The sequence below is a fragment of the Nocardiopsis sp. NPDC055551 genome (assembly GCF_053619415.1).
Genome location: NZ_JBSHJJ010000008.1, coordinates 263,489 through 279,017 on the forward strand (window position 1 = coordinate 263,489; position 15,529 = coordinate 279,017).

The 15,529-nt window shown below is 69.8% G+C and carries 15 protein-coding genes; 12 read left to right on the plus strand and 3 right to left on the minus strand.

From position 1 onward, the window contains the following. Positions 1–69: 69 nt before the first annotated feature. The 3 genes from nadE to ACWGSK_RS16775 all read left to right on the plus strand — a co-directional run bounded on the left by nadE (position 70) and on the right by ACWGSK_RS16775 (position 3,568). A complete protein-coding gene (nadE, locus tag ACWGSK_RS16765; protein WP_452456168.1) occupies positions 70–900 on the plus strand; it encodes an ammonia-dependent NAD(+) synthetase in 831 nt (276 codons plus the stop codon). Between the two features lie 403 nt (positions 901–1,303). Further along, on the plus strand, positions 1,304–2,644 hold the full coding sequence (locus ACWGSK_RS16770) for an acyltransferase family protein (RefSeq protein WP_358511854.1): 1,341 nt from the start codon (positions 1,304–1,306) through the stop codon (positions 2,642–2,644). 108 nt (positions 2,645–2,752) lie between these two features. After that, complete coding sequence (locus ACWGSK_RS16775; protein ID WP_358511856.1) at positions 2,753–3,568, plus strand: alpha/beta fold hydrolase; 816 nt, start codon at positions 2,753–2,755, stop codon at positions 3,566–3,568. On the opposite strand, the gene ACWGSK_RS16780 is transcribed toward ACWGSK_RS16775, so the two are convergent. Further along, positions 3,561–4,421 (minus strand): SDR family oxidoreductase, encoded by an 861-nt coding sequence (locus ACWGSK_RS16780; RefSeq protein WP_452456169.1) that lies wholly within the window; start codon positions 4,419–4,421, stop codon positions 3,561–3,563. The genes ACWGSK_RS16775 and ACWGSK_RS16780 overlap by 8 nt on opposite strands. 353 nt (positions 4,422–4,774) lie before the next feature. Here ACWGSK_RS16780 and ACWGSK_RS16785 point away from each other — a divergent pair, with 353 nt between their 5' ends. After that, a complete protein-coding gene (locus tag ACWGSK_RS16785; protein ID WP_452456170.1) occupies positions 4,775–6,049 on the plus strand; it encodes an AGE family epimerase/isomerase in 1,275 nt (424 codons plus the stop codon). A gap of 44 nt (positions 6,050–6,093) precedes the next feature. Continuing rightward, the gene (locus ACWGSK_RS16790; protein ID WP_452456210.1) at positions 6,094–7,032 is read left to right on the plus strand and encodes a carbohydrate kinase family protein; all 939 of its coding nucleotides are present in this window, start codon (positions 6,094–6,096) and stop codon (positions 7,030–7,032) included. A gap of 159 nt (positions 7,033–7,191) precedes the next feature. On the opposite strand, the gene ACWGSK_RS16795 is transcribed toward ACWGSK_RS16790, so the two are convergent. Together ACWGSK_RS16795 and ACWGSK_RS16800 are read right to left on the minus strand one after the other, a co-directional pair. Further along, the gene (locus ACWGSK_RS16795; RefSeq protein ID WP_452456171.1) at positions 7,192–7,827 is read right to left on the minus strand and encodes a hypothetical protein; all 636 of its coding nucleotides are present in this window, start codon (positions 7,825–7,827) and stop codon (positions 7,192–7,194) included. Continuing rightward, the gene (locus ACWGSK_RS16800; RefSeq protein ID WP_452456172.1) at positions 7,824–8,381 is read right to left on the minus strand and encodes an ATP-binding protein; all 558 of its coding nucleotides are present in this window, start codon (positions 8,379–8,381) and stop codon (positions 7,824–7,826) included. Before ACWGSK_RS16800 ends, ACWGSK_RS16795 begins: the two co-directional genes overlap by 4 nt. 241 nt (positions 8,382–8,622) lie before the next feature. Between ACWGSK_RS16800 and ACWGSK_RS16805 the strand changes: the two genes are divergently transcribed. From ACWGSK_RS16805 to ACWGSK_RS16835, 7 genes are all read left to right on the plus strand, one after another. After that, positions 8,623–9,468 (plus strand): helix-turn-helix domain-containing protein, encoded by an 846-nt coding sequence (locus tag ACWGSK_RS16805; RefSeq protein ID WP_452456173.1) that lies wholly within the window; start codon positions 8,623–8,625, stop codon positions 9,466–9,468. Positions 9,469–9,474: 6 nt separating this feature from the next. Continuing rightward, positions 9,475–9,684, plus strand: a complete 210-nt coding sequence (locus ACWGSK_RS16810) for a DUF397 domain-containing protein (protein WP_452456174.1) — start codon at positions 9,475–9,477, stop codon at positions 9,682–9,684. Between the two features lie 453 nt (positions 9,685–10,137). Next, positions 10,138–10,317, plus strand: a complete 180-nt coding sequence (locus ACWGSK_RS16815) for a DUF397 domain-containing protein (protein ID WP_452456175.1) — start codon at positions 10,138–10,140, stop codon at positions 10,315–10,317. Between the two features lie 55 nt (positions 10,318–10,372). Continuing rightward, positions 10,373–10,558: a DUF397 domain-containing protein gene (locus ACWGSK_RS16820; protein ID WP_452456176.1), complete on the plus strand. Its 186-nt coding sequence runs from the start codon at positions 10,373–10,375 to the stop codon at positions 10,556–10,558. 488 nt (positions 10,559–11,046) lie between these two features. Beyond that, the gene (locus tag ACWGSK_RS16825) at positions 11,047–13,851 is read left to right on the plus strand and encodes an AAA family ATPase (RefSeq protein WP_452456211.1); all 2,805 of its coding nucleotides are present in this window, start codon (positions 11,047–11,049) and stop codon (positions 13,849–13,851) included. 96 nt (positions 13,852–13,947) lie between these two features. Continuing rightward, positions 13,948–14,802, plus strand: coding sequence for an ABC transporter ATP-binding protein (locus ACWGSK_RS16830; RefSeq protein WP_452456177.1), 855 nt, complete (start codon positions 13,948–13,950; stop codon positions 14,800–14,802). Then, on the plus strand, positions 14,799–15,518 hold the full coding sequence (locus tag ACWGSK_RS16835; RefSeq protein WP_452456178.1) for an ABC transporter ATP-binding protein: 720 nt from the start codon (positions 14,799–14,801) through the stop codon (positions 15,516–15,518). Before ACWGSK_RS16830 ends, ACWGSK_RS16835 begins: the two co-directional genes overlap by 4 nt. Positions 15,519–15,529: the final 11 nt, after the last annotated feature.

Consider the following 15,529-nt stretch of genomic DNA (forward strand, 5'->3'; position numbering starts at 1 on the left):
GAAACCCGCGCGTAACACGAGGCGGGCGATAATCGAGGGGAACAGCCGCAGTACATCGAGGGAGCACACGTGACCGAGACCGATCCGAGCCGGGCGCGCGACGAGATCATCCGCGACCTCGGGGTCCCCGCGGACTTCGACGTCGACGCCGAGATCGAGCGCCGTGTCGCCTTCCTCGCCGAGAGGCTCACCACGACCGGAGCGCGCGCGTTGGTGCTGGGCATCAGCGGCGGTGTCGACTCGCTCGCCGCGGGGCGGCTGTGCCGACTGGCCGTGGACCGTGCCCGTGAGTCCGGTCACGAGGCCGAGTTCGTGGCCATGCGCCTGCCCTACGGCGTCCAGAAGGACGAGCAGGACGCCGCCCGCTCCGTGGAGTTCGACGCACCCGAACGCTGCCTCACCGTGGACGTACAACCCGCCACCGACGCCATGGCGGCCGCCCTCACCGCTTCCGGGATGAGCTACGCCGACGGCGCCGCCGAGGACTTCGTGGTCGGCAACGTCAAGGCCCGTGAGCGGATGATCGCCCAGTACGCCGTCGCCGGTGGTCTGGGTGGTCTGGTGGTCGGCACCGACCACGCCGCCGAGGCCGTCACCGGATTCTTCACCAAGTACGGCGATGGCGCGGCCGACCTGGTCCCGCTGGCCGGGCTCACCAAGCGCCGGGTACGCGCGGTCGCCGCGGCGCTCGGCGCCCCGGAGGACCTGGTCCACAAGGTGCCCACCGCCGACCTGGAGACACTCACCCCGCAGAAGCCGGACGAGGAGGCCCTCGGCCTCACCTACGAGCAGATCGACGACTTCCTGGAGGGACTGCCCGTCGACGACGAGGTGACCCGTCTCCTGGTGGGCCGTTACCGCTCCACCGCCCACAAGCGGGCCATGCCCACCGCTCCCTGACCGCCGCCGTCCCCTTCGGCCGTCGCCTTCACCGGGGCGGCCCACCGGTCGGTGGTGCCATGGTCCCGGCATCGTTATCCACAGGCCTCTGACCGGTGGGCCGCGGATCGGGTATTTTCTCACCAAGCCCTTCCGACACCCGTCCTCTCGGGTGCAAGGTAGTGCAGGCCCTACCTCGGTGGGTGGGCCTGCCGCCGCCGAGGAGGGGATCCTGCGCCATCGCGACCGAACGGCCTCCGCGCCTAGGGTCGTTTTCGACGACGCGTCATCGAGTGCCACTCGCGGTCTCACTCCAGGGCCTCCGCGGGGACGTGTCGACACCCCCTGTATCCCGGTCACCGCGACCAGCGGGCGCCTTCGTGCGCTCACCGGTCGTGCGGGACGACCAAGGAGCGACATACCGATGACCATGACCGTCGAACCCGCGGGTGGGCGACCGCCCACCACCGCAGCCGAGGCCGCCGCGCCCGCGCCCCGCACCCGCGACCGCTTCCTCGACGTACTGCGTCTGTTCGTCATGGTCCTGGTGGTGAGTCAGCACTGGTGGCTTCCGGTGCTCAGCGTGCAGACCCAGGGCGAATTGTCCGCGGGCAGCGTGCTCAGCTCCGAGGGCGGCTTCGCGCTCACCTGGATCTCCCAGGTCATGCCCTTGATCTTCTTCGTGGGCGGCGCCGCCAACTACTTGAGTTGGCGTTCGGCCTCGGGGCGGGGCGAGCCCGCCCGGGTGTGGTGGGCCAAGCGGCTACGCCGGCTCGCCTGGCCGGTGGTGCCCCTCGCGGTCGTGTGGATCGTGGCCTGCCACCTGATCGTCCTGAGTGGGGCGCCGGCGCAGCCGGTCCTGGTCGGCGCGGGTGCCGCGGGCATGATCCTGTGGTTCCTGGCCTCCTACGTCATCGTGGTCATGGCGACGCCGGTGCTGGTCGCCGCGCAGAAGCGGTTCGGCTGGTGGGTCCCGGCGGTGCTGCTCGCCTGCGCGGTGGTCGTGGACACGCTCCGGTTCAACTCCGGGGTCGAGTGGCTCGGTTACCTGAACGTGGCGTTCGTCTGGTTGGGCGTGCACCAGATGGGTTTCCGGTACGCGACCGGTTCGATCGGCAAGGCACAGGCCGCCGGGTTGGCCGTCGTGGGTGGCGTGGCCGCTCTGCTGCTGGCCTGGTTCGGTCCGTACTCGCTGAACATGACGGGTGTGTTCGCGGCCGAGACCTCGAACGTCGCCCCGCCCACGCTCGTCCTGGCGGCGCTGGGGGCCCTGCAGATCGGTGTCTCCGTGCTGCTGCGCGACGTGATCTCCGCTTGGGTGAACCGACCAGGGCCGGCGCGGATGATGGACCGGATCAGCCCGCAGTTGATGACCGTGTACCTCTGGCACATGTTGCCGATCAGTGTCGTCGCCGGTGTGCTGGTGTTCGGTCTGGGCATCGACACCCCCGAACCGATGACGGGTCTGTGGCTGCTGTGGGGCGTCCTCGGGATGGTGGTGCTGATCCCGCTCATCCTGCCGTTGGCACACTGGGCGGTGCGCTTCGAGGAGCCACCGCGGATGCTCAAGGGCGACCCCGGCCTGATCCGGGTGTTGGCCGCCGCGGCCCTGATCGGCGGGGGCCTGCTGGTCCTCACGGTGGGCGGTCTCGGGTTCGGGCCGCTGCCGGTGCTCGGACTGATCGCGGTCATCTGCGGTCTACTGCTCACCGCCGCCCCGCGCGCCCGGGTGCGGGAGACCGTACGCGAAGCGGTCCGCGTCTGACCACCGGGTGAATCGGCCGTCACGAGGCGTCGACGGGAATCCACCTCTTGTCCAGATTCACACCCGAACGGTGTGGCGTTGATGGGCGCGCGAGGGTAGACACGACCAATGGACCCCAGACACATCGCCTACGAACGGCACGGCAGTGGACGACCGATCGTTCTCCTGCACGGACTCGGGGACCGCAGACAGAGCTGGCGGGCCGTGGCGCCGCAGTTGGTGGCCGACTACGAGGTGGTCTCCATCGACCTGCCGGGTTTCGGTGAGTCGCCGGCGCCCTCCACGGACGAGCCCTACGACGTGCACAGCCTCGTGCGGGTGATCCGGGAGTTCTGCGCGCTGCACGGCCTCCAGCACCCGCACCTGGCGGGCAACTCGCTGGGTGGTTCGATCGCGTTGGAGTTGGGCGTGCAGGGGGTCGCCGGTTCGGTCACGGTGTTCTCACCCGCGGGGTTCTCCGACAACCTCGCCCGTTGGGGCATGCGCACCGTGGGGGTGGTCGCCAACCTGGCCACCCGTATCCCGATGCCGGTCAAGGAACGCCTGGCGGACACCCCTCCCGCCCGGGCGGCGGCCCGGGTCGCCCTGCGCGGAGACCCCTCCTCTCCGGAGGCGAAGGCCACCAGGTTCGGTGTGCAGGGGCTCGAACCCGGTGCTCCGTACGTGCGCATGGTGCCCAAGATCGCCGAGTACGACTTCGTCTCGCGCCCGATCGACTGTCCGGTCACGATCGCCTGGGGTGACCACGACCGGACCCTGCTGCCCTCCAGCGCCCGGCACGCCCACGAGCGGGTTCCGTCGGCACGCATGGTGTCGTTGCTCGGGGCCGGTCACATCCCGATGGCCGACGATCCGCTCGCGGTGGCCGAACACATCAGGTGGACCTGCAACGCCGCCGATCGGCTGGTCGCCCGGATCAGGTGAACCGGAACCCTCCCTCGGAACTGATCACCTGGCCGGTGATCCACGCCGCCTCGTCGGTGGCCAGCCAGGACAATAGCCGTGCGGGGTCGTCCGGTTCACCCAACCGGCCCAGCGCGAACATGGGCACCACCCGTTCCAGGAGTTCCCCCTCGATGTAGCCGGTCTGCACCGGGCCCGGGTTGAGAGTGTTGACGGTGATGCCGCGCGGCCCCAGCTCCGCCGCGATGGTGGGGGTGATCTGGGCCAGCGCGCCCTTGGCGGATGCGTACGCGACCTCGCCGGCCATCGGCCCGTGCATCTGCCCGGAGGTCATGAACAGCACCCGCCCGCCCGGGCGACCGTCGTGTCGGGCGGCGAAGGCCTGGGCGAGGAGCAACGGGGATCGGGCGTCTACCGCCCAGTGCCCGTCGAGCATGTCGGCGGTGATCTCGGCGAGGGTGCCGTCCCCGCCGCTGCGGGCGTGGTTGGCGACCAGGACGTCCAGGTGGCCGAACTCGGCGACGGTCGCCTCGACCACTCGCGCGGGGGCCTGGGGATCGGCCATGTCGGCTCCGATGTGCGCCACGCGGGCGTTCGGGTCACCGAGCACCGAGCGCACCCCGTCGGCCACCGCCTCGACGTCGTCGCCGCCCCAAGGCTGCGACTCGTCGTGCGGGCGGAAGTGGTGGAGCATCACGGAGGCCCCGTAGGCGGCGAGGCGGCGGGCGACCGCGTAGCCGATGCCCTCGCGTCGGCTGGCCCCGGTGACCAGGGCGACACGCCCGCGGAGGGGGAGCGGATCACGGGTGAGCGGTGAGAGAGGGTTCGGCGACTGCCCCGGCTCTTCGTGGTGGGGCCGGTCCGGGCGGCTCATGTTCGTCTCCTGTCGATTCGGCGGATGGGGGCACGAAGACTCATCGGATGGCGGCACTCTGTCATCCGATCGGGGTGATCGCCATCGCTTTTCGAACGCGCGCTGCCGGTTCCGTTCCCGCCCTCGGTCTCCCGCCCTCGGCCCCCTGGTTCCCGCCCCTGTGTCCTTGGTTCCCGTCTCCGGCTCCCGGCCTCCGTCCTGGCCCGCGCCCCGGTCAGGGGAAGGGGACCGAGACCGCAGCCGTGGGCACGACTTCCGCCTTCGGTCCGATCCACCCGGCCCCATGGTCTTTCCCGAGGTGGCCGGTGCGGGATAGCGTTGCGCGCGGAACAACTCCCCGAGGAGGCACTGGTTTGACCGCATCGACACACCCGGTCCCGGGAGGGGCCGCGTGGCTGAGGGAGCAGGAGCGAGGCCTGGTGGGCTTCGCGTCCGGGGCCGCGGTCCCGGAGGGCTTCGGCTGGTTGGACGCGAAGGGCGGGGTGGAGCCCGAACGCGCGACCGCCACCTGGATCACCTCGCGCATGACCCACGTGTTCTCCCTGGCGCACCTGCGAGGGGTCCCCAACGCCGCCGATCTCGCCGATCACGGGCTGGCCGCCCTGGCGGGTCCGCTACGCGACGCGGAGCTGGGCGGATGGTTCGAGGAGGTGCCGGAGGGCGGGGACCCGAGAAGTCTTCGGGAGCGCTCCCAAGCGCTGCCGGAGAAGGCCGCCTACCCGCACTCCTTCGTGGTCCTGGCCACCGCCAGCGCCGCCCACGCGGGCCGTCCGGGGGCGCGGGCCCTGCTGGAGGAGGCCCTCGGCGTCATCGAGGAGAAGTTCTGGGAACCCGACGCCGCGTGCGTGCGGGAGAGCTGGGACGCCGACTGGACCACCACCGAGCCCTACCGTGGCGCCAACAGCGCCATGCACTGCGTGGAGGCCTTCCTCGCCGCGGCCGACGTCACCGGTGACACCCTATGGACCCGTAGGGCACTCGCGATCGCCGAGCGCCTGATCCATGGGGTGGCCGCCGACCACGACTGGCGGCTGCCCGAGCACTTCACCCCGGACTGGACACCCCTGCCGGACTACAACCGGGACCACCCCGACCACCCCTTCCGACCGTTCGGTAGTACCACCGGGCACCTGCTCGAATGGGCCCGTCTGCTGGTACACCTCGAACTCGCCCTGGAGCGGGCCGGTGAACCGGTGCCGGACTGGCTGCTCACCGACGCCGAACTCCTCTTCGACAACGCGGTCCGTCGCGGCTGGAACGTCGACGGGGCCGAGGGGTTCGTCTACACGCTCGACTGGCAGGACCGACCGGTGGTGCGGCAACGCATGCACTGGGTGGTGGCGGAGGCGACCATGGCCGCGTGGGTCCTGGCCGAACGCACCGGCGGGGAGAAGTACGCCGAGCACCTGGACCGCTGGTGGGCCTACGCCGACCGACACCACGTGGATCGGGAGAACGGGAGTTGGTGGCACGAGTTGGATCCGCGGAATCGGCCATCGGGTTCGGTGTGGGCCGGCAAACCGGACGTCTACCACGCCTACCAGGCGGTGCTGTTGCCCCAGATCGGTCTGTCCACCTCGCTCGCGGCCGCCCTGCCCGCCCGTGATGTCGACGGGGGTGCGGAGTGAACGAGCGGACACCCGCCCGACTCGTGGTGGTCGGGGAGAACGTCATGGACCTGCTGCCCACCCGGCACGGCCCCCGGACCCTGTGGGCCGCCCCCGGTGGTGGTCCCGCCAACACGGCGGTCGCGGCGTCCCGACTGGGTCTGCCCACCCGGCTCCTGGCCCGGATCGGCTCCGACGGGTTCGGGTCGATGATCCGGGAACGTCTCCTGGGTGAGGGGCTGGATCCGGCCGGACTCGTCGACGCGGACGAGCCATCCGCCCTGGCCCTGGCCACCCTGGCCGCGGACGGGTCGGCGAACTACGACTTCCGGATGGATGACGCCGCCGACTGGCGTTGGCGGTCCGATGAGCTGCCCGAGGCCCTGGAACCCGAGGTCGTCGCGGTGCACGCCGCCTCGATCGCCCTGTTCCGGGAACCCGGAGCCTCCCTCATCGAGGCCCTGCTGCGGCGCGAACACGGGCGGGGTCGGGTGACCATCACACTCGACCCGAACATTCGCGAGGCAGTGATCGGTGATCGGTCCGACGCCCGCGCCCTGGCCCTTCGTCACGCCGCTCAGGCGCACGTGGTCAAGGCAAGCGACGAGGATCTCGCCTACCTCTACCCCGACCACACCCTGGAACAGGCCGCCTCGGCATTGGCGGCCCTCGGCCCGGTTCTGGTCGTGGTCACCCGGGGTGCGGAGGGCGCCTTCGCGCTCTCCCACGGGGTGTCGGCCTCGGTGCCGGCCCCGAAGACGGAGGTGGTGGACACCGTCGGCGCGGGGGATTCGTTCATGGGCGCGCTCTTGCACCGGTTGGATCTGGACGGTCGGTTGGGGGATGCGCCCCGGGAACGTCTGGCCGGCCTGACGGAGGCGGACCTGGAGGCGCTGTTGACGCACGCGGCCACGGCGGCCGCGCACACGGTCACCCGGGAGGGTGCCGAGCCGCCCACGTCGGAGGAATTGAACGCCGCCTTGGCCCGGGCCACGGCCGGGTAGCGTTCGTCGGTCCCGGACCTCGGCCCCCGGCCCTCGGTCCGCACCGACCGGGGTCCGTATCGTCTTGATTCGTCGGTCACCTGATGTGGTCTGTCCGACCCGAGCCGCACCGGGCTTCGTGTGCCCGGTGCGGCCTTCTCATGGGTGGGTCCCGTTCGGTCAGCTCAGGAAGGTGATCAGCGGTTGGGCCAAGGCGCCGGCCAGCGCGGCCAGTGCGTAGCCGGTGATGAGGTGGCCGATTCGGCGACGGGGCCTGCGGTGGCTCGTCGGGCGGCGCGGGCGGTCCGACCTTCGAGGGAGCGGAGGCGGCGGCACGTACTCCCGGCGTGGGCGCGGGATCGGTAGCGGACGGGCGGGCTCGGCTTCCTCAGCGGGTTCACGGGCCGGTTCCGGGACGGGGGTCGGCGTGAAGGTCAGTGTGGGGGTCGGCTTCGGTCCGGGGAGAGGCTCGGGGTCGGGTACCTGGTCGTGCCACCAAGGGAGCTGTTGGGGCCGTTCGGGTTCCTCGGCCCTGCGAGTGGCCGCGACCCGCATCCATTCGGGTAGGTCCCCGCGTTCGAGGCGGCGGCGCAGTCCGGGGGTGTCGGGCATCTGGGCCAGGAGTGCGCGTTCCCTGGGGGTGCGGCCCAGCGAGACCAGCGGCGGGAGTGATGCGGGGCCGGTTTCGTTCCTCTGGTGGGGGGTGTCGGTCAGTGTCGGTCGGGTCCCGGGGCGGTGTGGGGTGTGGTTGAAACGTCGGCCTCGGGGAGCGTCCAAGACCCGGCGCAGGTCCATGGGGATGGTCGCGTTGCTCATCGCCCACCCCCGCAGGCGCAGGTGGTGGAGGTGCCGGCGGTAGCGGTAGGGGTGGCGGGCGTGGGATAGGCGAACTCCGCCCACAGCACCGTGCCCGACACGGCCGGTGAGGTGGGATCGGTCCAGCGCTGGGTGCCCCATTCGCTCGCCAGTTGGTGGATGAGCAGGAGGCCGCGCCCGGACTCGGCCTGTTCCCACTCTTCGATGGAGCTTCGCGCGGGCGGGCACAGGGGGCGTGCGTTCAGGGGTCCGTCGTCGATGACCGACAGGCGCACGGTGGCCTGGTGCCCTACGACGATCGGGGTGGAGAGCAGGCGGACCACCGTGCCACCGGGGCGCTGTGAGCGGGAGTGCGTGACGGAGTTGGCGAAGGCCTCGCTTGCGCACAGTTCGATGTCCTCGCACAGGGAGCGGGGAACCCCGGCCAGGGCGTGCAGGTCAGAGCGCAGTTCCGCCCGGAACCGGGTGCAGGTGGAGCGGGTTCCGGGGTAGTGGCGGGCCTGCCACCGCCGCCCCGGGTAGGCGGGCGTGGGGATTTCAGGGACAATGGACATGTCGGCAACTCCTGGTTGAAGGGTTGGTTGTCGGCTGGCCCTGGCGGGTGGTGATAGCACCCGCCAGGGCCTTCTTCATGTCCGACGTCGGACATGTTGCCCGCGAAGGGCGGCCAGCCCGTACTCGCTGTTCTGCACAATCCCCTGCGCCAGCGGGGAGAACTAGCCATAGTCAGAGTATGACTCTGCGTGACTTGCTTGGCAAGGCTAATTGGCAACTCTAATTATGTAGGATGACCTCATGCCGATAGCAAGCCCCACCGTCGCCCAATGGCAGTTGGGTCGCGAACTCCAACAGCTACGCGCACAGCACGCGCTGACGATCACCCAGGTTGCGAAGGTCCTTGAGGTGACTACCTCCACGGTGAGCCGGTGGGAGTCCGCCGAGCGTGTGCCCAGAGAGAAGGAGCTGCGACAGCTGGCGCGGCACTACGAACTCCCCGATCGGGAATCCGAAGCCCTGCTCCAGCTACGACGACAGGCCGGCAAGCGCGGCTGGTGGCAGTCCTACGACTTGGAACAGCGCTACGGAACCTTCATCGGCTTGGAGGCCAGCGCCTCTGAGATCGAGGCTTACACCAGCACAGTCGTCACCGGTCTGTTCCAAACTGAGGACTATGCACGCGCCATCATCACCGGTGTCAACAGCGCTATCAGCCCAGAAGACCTTGAACGACAGATCGAGGTCCGCTCACAACGAGTCAGTCAGAACCTCTCCGACAGCGGCCCCAAGCTGTGGGTGATTCTCGGCGAAAGCGCTGTGCGTCAGCAGGTCGGAGGCACTCAAGTGATGCGAGGACAGCTGACCCACCTGTTGGAACTGTCCGAGCACCCCAACGTCACACTTCAGGTGATACCTCACGAAGCAGGAGCACACGTCGGTATGGTTGTGCCGACCTTCATGATCCTCAAGTTGCCCCAGGACGGACTCTCGACCGTCTACGTAGAGGGGCATCGCAGTAATCTCTTCCTCGAAAACCCCCGCGACCTTCGGAACCATGAGGCGATCTTCAACCAACTCCGGCTCGCCGGCGTCGGGGGCAACATGCTCCGCAAGCTCCTCTCCGGCATCCGCAAGGAATTGTGACAATCCATGACGCGAAAACTCCAGGCCAATGCCCGCAGACCAGCCAACTGGAGGAAGTCGACCTACAGCGCTGATCAGACTGCCTGCGTGGAGGTGGCGGACGAAATTTCCGGTGCCGCCATCCGAGACACCAAGCACCGCGAACTCGGGGCGCTCTTCTTCCCCGGTGGCGAGTGGGAATCCTTCCTCAACCTCGCCAAGCGCGACCTCGGCTAGTGAAACAGTCCCAAGCGTCGCGGGTGGAGTCCAGTGGCTCCACCCGTGGCGGTCTCTGTGCCAGGTCTCTGCTCGGGATCGGTTCCGACGACCGGGGTAACCGGTGCGGTCCCTGGGCTCGCACCGTTGCTTCACCACCACGCACGCGTGCTCCTGAACAAAGCCTGATGGTCGGAAAGGCCGGAGAACCGACAGGCTCGATCAGGCGCCGATGACCTTGCACGTAGCGCCGGTCTCGGCATCAGCAAGTTCATCTTCGCTATGACTTCCGCACCAGAGGGTATGGCAGGGCCAACCGCTGACATCTTCATGGGGGACCCGCCGGACATCACAACATACCGACGGTCTTCGAACATCTATGTAAGGCATGAGATGAACCAGAGCATTCCTGCGGAGGGCTGGTACAAGTCCACCTATAGCGCCTCTCAGGGGGAGTGTGTGGAGGTGGCGCATGTGCCGACAGACTTCCGCAAGTCCTCCTACAGCGGGGCCAACGGCAACTGCGTTGAGGTGGCCGGTACCCCCGCTTTCTCCGCTGTTCGTGATACCCAGAACCGTGAGTTGGGTGCGCTGATCTACGACCAGGCCGAGTGGAACGCTTTCCTCCACACTGCCAAGAGTGACCTGCGCTGACCGAAGGTGATCCTCGCAAGTCGCGGGTGGAACCCTTAGTAGAAGGACTTCCCACATGAGCATGAGCCTGGAATTCCGCAAGTCCTCCTACAGTTCCGGAGCCCACAACTGTGTCGAGGTGGCGGACTGGCCAACCGGTACCGCTGTCCGCGATGCCCAGAACCGTGAGTTGGGTGGGCTGATCTACGACCAGGCCGAGTGGAACGCCTTCCTCCACACCGCCAAGAGCGACCTGCGCTGACCGAAGGCGAGCAGGAGTACGGACCGAGTGAGTCCGTTGTCCACAGGCTGTGGAAACTCGACGGCCTGCGGTGGCCCGCGCGTGGTTCTTTCGACTCTTGGGGGAGTCCGAGAACACGCACCGGTTTCCCAAAGGCAGCAGAAAGCTACCTATAGTGTCGTGTGTCACGTTTGTCTGTTTCGCGGGTTGGGTGTTGCACGCACGTAACGTCTTGATAACCCGGACGGCCGTGTTCAAGTGGCGCTAGGGAGGCTTTCGGGGGTGGAGGCGGGCCGCCGGCCTCCCCGGGGCGAAGCGGTGGAACCACAGGTGGAGCAAGGGTTCCAAGTCCCCCAAGGCCTCTTCGCCAGGCCCGCTTTCGCTCCCGCGGATCCCCGATTCGAGGTGGCGCGCGTGACTCGGTACGGGGATCGGTGAAACGACCAGTGTCCCTGGTCGAACCTGCCGGAACCGGGTCCCTCTGTGCAACGGTGTGACACGTGGCACACATGTACACGGATCCCCCCGGTCCACGTCTTCGCGGACGGGACGCCGAACAGCGGACACTCACCGACGCCCTGGGCGACGCGAGGTCCGGACGAGGTGTGTCCATGCTGTTCACCGGCGGCCCCGGCCTCGGCAAGACCACCCTCCTCGAACACGCCCGCACCACCGCCGGTGATTTCACCGTCCTGCACGTGGCCGGTGTCGCCGACGAATCCGACATCCCCCTAGCCGGACTCCACCGGCTCCTCAGACCGGTCGAACCCGCACTGGATCGACTCGCGGAGGACCGACGCGCCCTCCTCCGGGAGGCCGTCACCCGAGGGGGCGTCGCCGAGTCCGACCGGTTCGCCCTCTCCACCGCCCTCCTCGACCTGGTCTCCCTGGTCGCCGCCGAGCAACCCCTCTTCATCTGCGTCGACGACGCCGACCTGCTCGACACCCCCACACTCGACGCCCTCGCCTTCACCGCCAGACGGCTCACGGGCACCGCCGTCGCCCTCGTCTTCGCCGCCCAGGACGGGCGCGGCAAACCCACCGACGCCCAGGTCGCCGGCGGCCCCACCGGCAACGGAGCCCGCGAACCCGTCGTCCACGGCGTCACCGAACACCCGCTCGCCCCACTGAGCGACCGCGCCGTCCACGACCTGCTCACCGATCGGGCCCCGGCCCACCTCGCTTCCTCGGTCCGCTCCGCCCTGGTGCGCGCCTGCCACGGAAACCCCGCCGCGCTGCTCGGGTTCCTCGGCGGACTGAACACGGCCCAGATCCAGGGCGAGAAGGCACTACCCGAACCACCACCCCTCCCGGCGCGGCTCCGTTCGGCGCTCCTCGCCCCGTACATCGCGCTGCCCGAGGGCACCCGGGACGTGCTGTTGCTCGCCGCCCTGTCCGCGGACCCCCGGCTCCACCTGCTCCTGACGGCCGGCGGGCCCGACGCGACCGTCTCCGTGCTGGAACCGGCCGAGGAACGCGGCCTGGTCGTCGTGGACGTCGACACCGTCACCTTCACGGACCCGCTGCTACGCGACACCATCCCCCAGGGCACACCCATCGGCCGGCTTCGCGCCGCCCATCGCTCCCTGGCCGCCGTCACCGATCCCGAGTTCGCGCCGGTGGAGTTCGCCCGGCACACCGCGCAGGGAGCCGAGGCCCCCGACACCGATCTGGCCGACCGGGTCGCGGTCGCCGCGCGTGGTGCCAGACGCTTGGAGGGCCCGCTGGCGGCCTCACTCACCAGCGAACGCGCCGCCGCACTCACCCCGGAGGCGGACGAACGCGCCTGTCGTCTGTCCAGCGCCTCCCACAAGGCCTACCTCGCCGGGGACACGGGCCGGGCATCCCGGCTGCTCGCCCAGGCCAGACCACTCGCCGTCTCGGACCGACGCCGCGCCATCATCGACCTCATCGACGCCCAGCTGAAGATGCGCGACTCCAACGCCATCGACGCCGCCGAGCGCCTATTCGAGATCGGCCGTGACCTGGCCCCGCACGATCGGAACCTGGCTCTGCGCGCGTTGGCCCGCGCCGCCGACAGTGCCTCCTACGCGGGCGATCCGGTACGACACGACCGCGCCGCCGCCCTGGCGATCCGGCTGGTGCGCCCGGACGACCCCACCCCGATGCGGCTGACCGCCGCGTACCTGGAGGGGTGCAGCATCTCCTTCCGGGGCGACTACACGGGCTCCACCCCGCTGCTGCGCGAGGCGGTCCGGCTCTCCTCGGAGGTGTCCACCCCCACGGAGTTGGTGTGGGCGGGCATCTGCGGTCTGCGTCTGGGCGACGCGCCCTTCGTCCGCAGCGTGACCTCGCGCGCGGCGGAGACCGCCCGATCCCGTGGCGAACACACCTTCGTCCCCTCGGCCCTGGCCTTCCTCGTCTTCTCCGAGTTCTGGAGCGGGCGCTTCCCCTCCGCCGCCGGGACCGCCCTGGAGGGTCTGAGGGCCTCCCGAGAATCGGGTCAGGCCATCTGGGCGACCCAGAACCTGGCGTCGCTGGCGATGATCGCCGCCATCCAAGGCGACGTCGAAACCTGCCGGATCCGGGCGCGCGCGGTCGCCACCCAGGCGGGGGAGAACAGCCTCGGCCTCCCCGCGGCCCTGGCCTCCTGGGCGCTGGCGGTCCTGGAGTTGTCCCGCGGCAACGCCGCCGACGCCTTCTTCCGGCTGCGTTCCCTGGTGCACGCCGGACCCGGGAACGGGCACCCCACCATGCGGTTGCTCACCGCCCCGCACTTCGTGGAGGCCGCGGTCCGCATGGGGGAGATGGAGTGGGCACGTGCCTCCCTGGCCGGATACCGGGGCTGGGCCGAGTCCGTGGACAGCACGAGCGCGTTGGCCCTGGCCGCGCGCGGGGACGGCCTCCTCTCCACAGGTGAGGAGGCGACCGACCACTTCGGGACCGCTTTGGCCCTGCACCGGGCCTGCGGTGACGACGACGTCGAACACGCGCGCACCCAGTTGCTGTTCGGTGCCCACCTGCGACGGGGCCGCCTACCCGGTCGGGCCCGCGAACACCTGTACAACGCCCTGGAGACCTTCGAACGTTTCGGGGCGCGGCTGTGGGTCCGACAGACCCGCGCCGAGCTGCGCGCCATCGGCACCTCCGAACGCGGACCCGAGACCCCTCCCACCGGTGAGCTGACCGCGCAACAACAGCAGATCGCCCGGTTGGTCGCGGAAGGCGCCACCAACCGTGAGGTGGCCGCGCACATGTTCATCAGCCCGCGCACCGTGGAGCACCACCTGCGCGGCATCTTCCGCAAGCTCAACATCAGGTCCCGGGTGGATCTGGCCCGCCTCTTCAACTGAAGGGGGAGGCATCCCGGTCCGGACGCGATGGGGCGGACGGATCACCGTAACGTGCCGACCGGTCGGTACGTCCGGCCCGTCACCAGAAAGGCAGTCATGGAAACGACAGCACCGGAACACCTCCTGAGAGCGGACGGGGTGACCGTGCGCTTCGGAGGCCTCACCGCGCTCGACGACGTCGGACTCCACGTCGCACCGGGCTCCGTCGTCGGACTCATCGGCCCCAACGGTGCGGGCAAGACCACCCTGTTCAACGTCCTGTCCGGGGTCCTGCGCCCCACGGCCGGGACCATCTCCTGGAAGGGGGAACCACCGCCCGGACGCCGGACCCACCACCTGGCCAAGGCCGGCATCGCCCGCACCTTCCAGGGACTCAACCTCTTCCCGATGATGCCCGTGATCGCGAACGTCATGGTCGGTGCGGACCGGCTCGCGGGCGGTGGCCCGTTCTCCCTGATCAGCGGGCTCGGACGACACCACAAGGACGAGAGGGAGCTCCGCGAGCGGGCCTTGGCGACCCTCGAACGGTTCGGTATCGCCGAGTACGCCACGCGGCTGCCCGGCACCCTCCCCTACGGCGTGCAGAAGCAGGTCGCCCTGGCCCGCGCCTGCGTGGGCGAGCCGGAACTCCTCCTCCTCGACGAACCCGCCAGCGGCCTGTCCGGTCAGCAGATGAACGCCCTCGCCGAACAGATCCGCGGCTTCAGTCGGGACATGGCGGTCGTCCTCGTCGAACACCACATGGACCTGGTCATGGACGTGTGCGACCACATCTTCGTCCTCGACTTCGGCAAGGTCATCTCCGCCGGCACCCCCGACGAGGTGCGGGCCGACCCCGCCGTCACCCAGGCCTACCTCGGCACCCCCGCGGACGAGACGCCGACCGCCGGCGGCCCTGGCGCCGACGAGCGGGGACTCAACGGAACGCGACGGAACGGAGCCGTCCGATGAGCGCCGAACCCCTCCTGTCCATCCAAGGACTGACCGCCCACTACGGCCCCGTCCGCGCCCTCGACGACGTCTCCCTGGACGTCCCGGCCCGGGGGCTCTGCGCGGTGCTCGGCGCCAACGGCGCGGGCAAGACCACCCTGCTGCGCACCCTCACCGGACTGCATCGCGCCACCTCCGGCCGGGTCCTGCTCGAAGACGAGGACATCACCCGGCTGCCGACCGAGAAGGTCATCACCCGTGGGCTGGCCCACGTGCCCGAGGGCGGTGGGGTCATCGTCGAACTCACCGTCGAGGAGAACCTGCGCCTGGGCTCCCTGTGGCGCTCGGACCGGCGTGACCGAACGACGTTCGACCAGGTCCTGGAGCTCTTCCCGCCCCTGGCGGAACGCCGGAACAAGTCCGCGAGCACGTTGTCCGGTGGCGAACGCCAGATGCTCGCCATCGGCCGTGCCCTCATGGCCCGCCCCAAGGTGTTGTTGCTCGACGAACCCTCGCTCGGCCTCGCCCCGCTCATCACCGAGCAGATCTTCACCCTGCTGCGCGATCTGCGCGACCGTACCGGACTCACCGTCGTCCTGGTCGAACAGAACGCGGCCGGTGCCCTGTCGGTCACCGACCACGGGTTCGTGCTGAACCAGGGCGGCGTCGCCGCGGAGGGCCCCTCCGACGACCTCCTCGCCGATGACCGCACGCGCCACGCCTACCTCGGTTTCTGAGGGAGATCCCC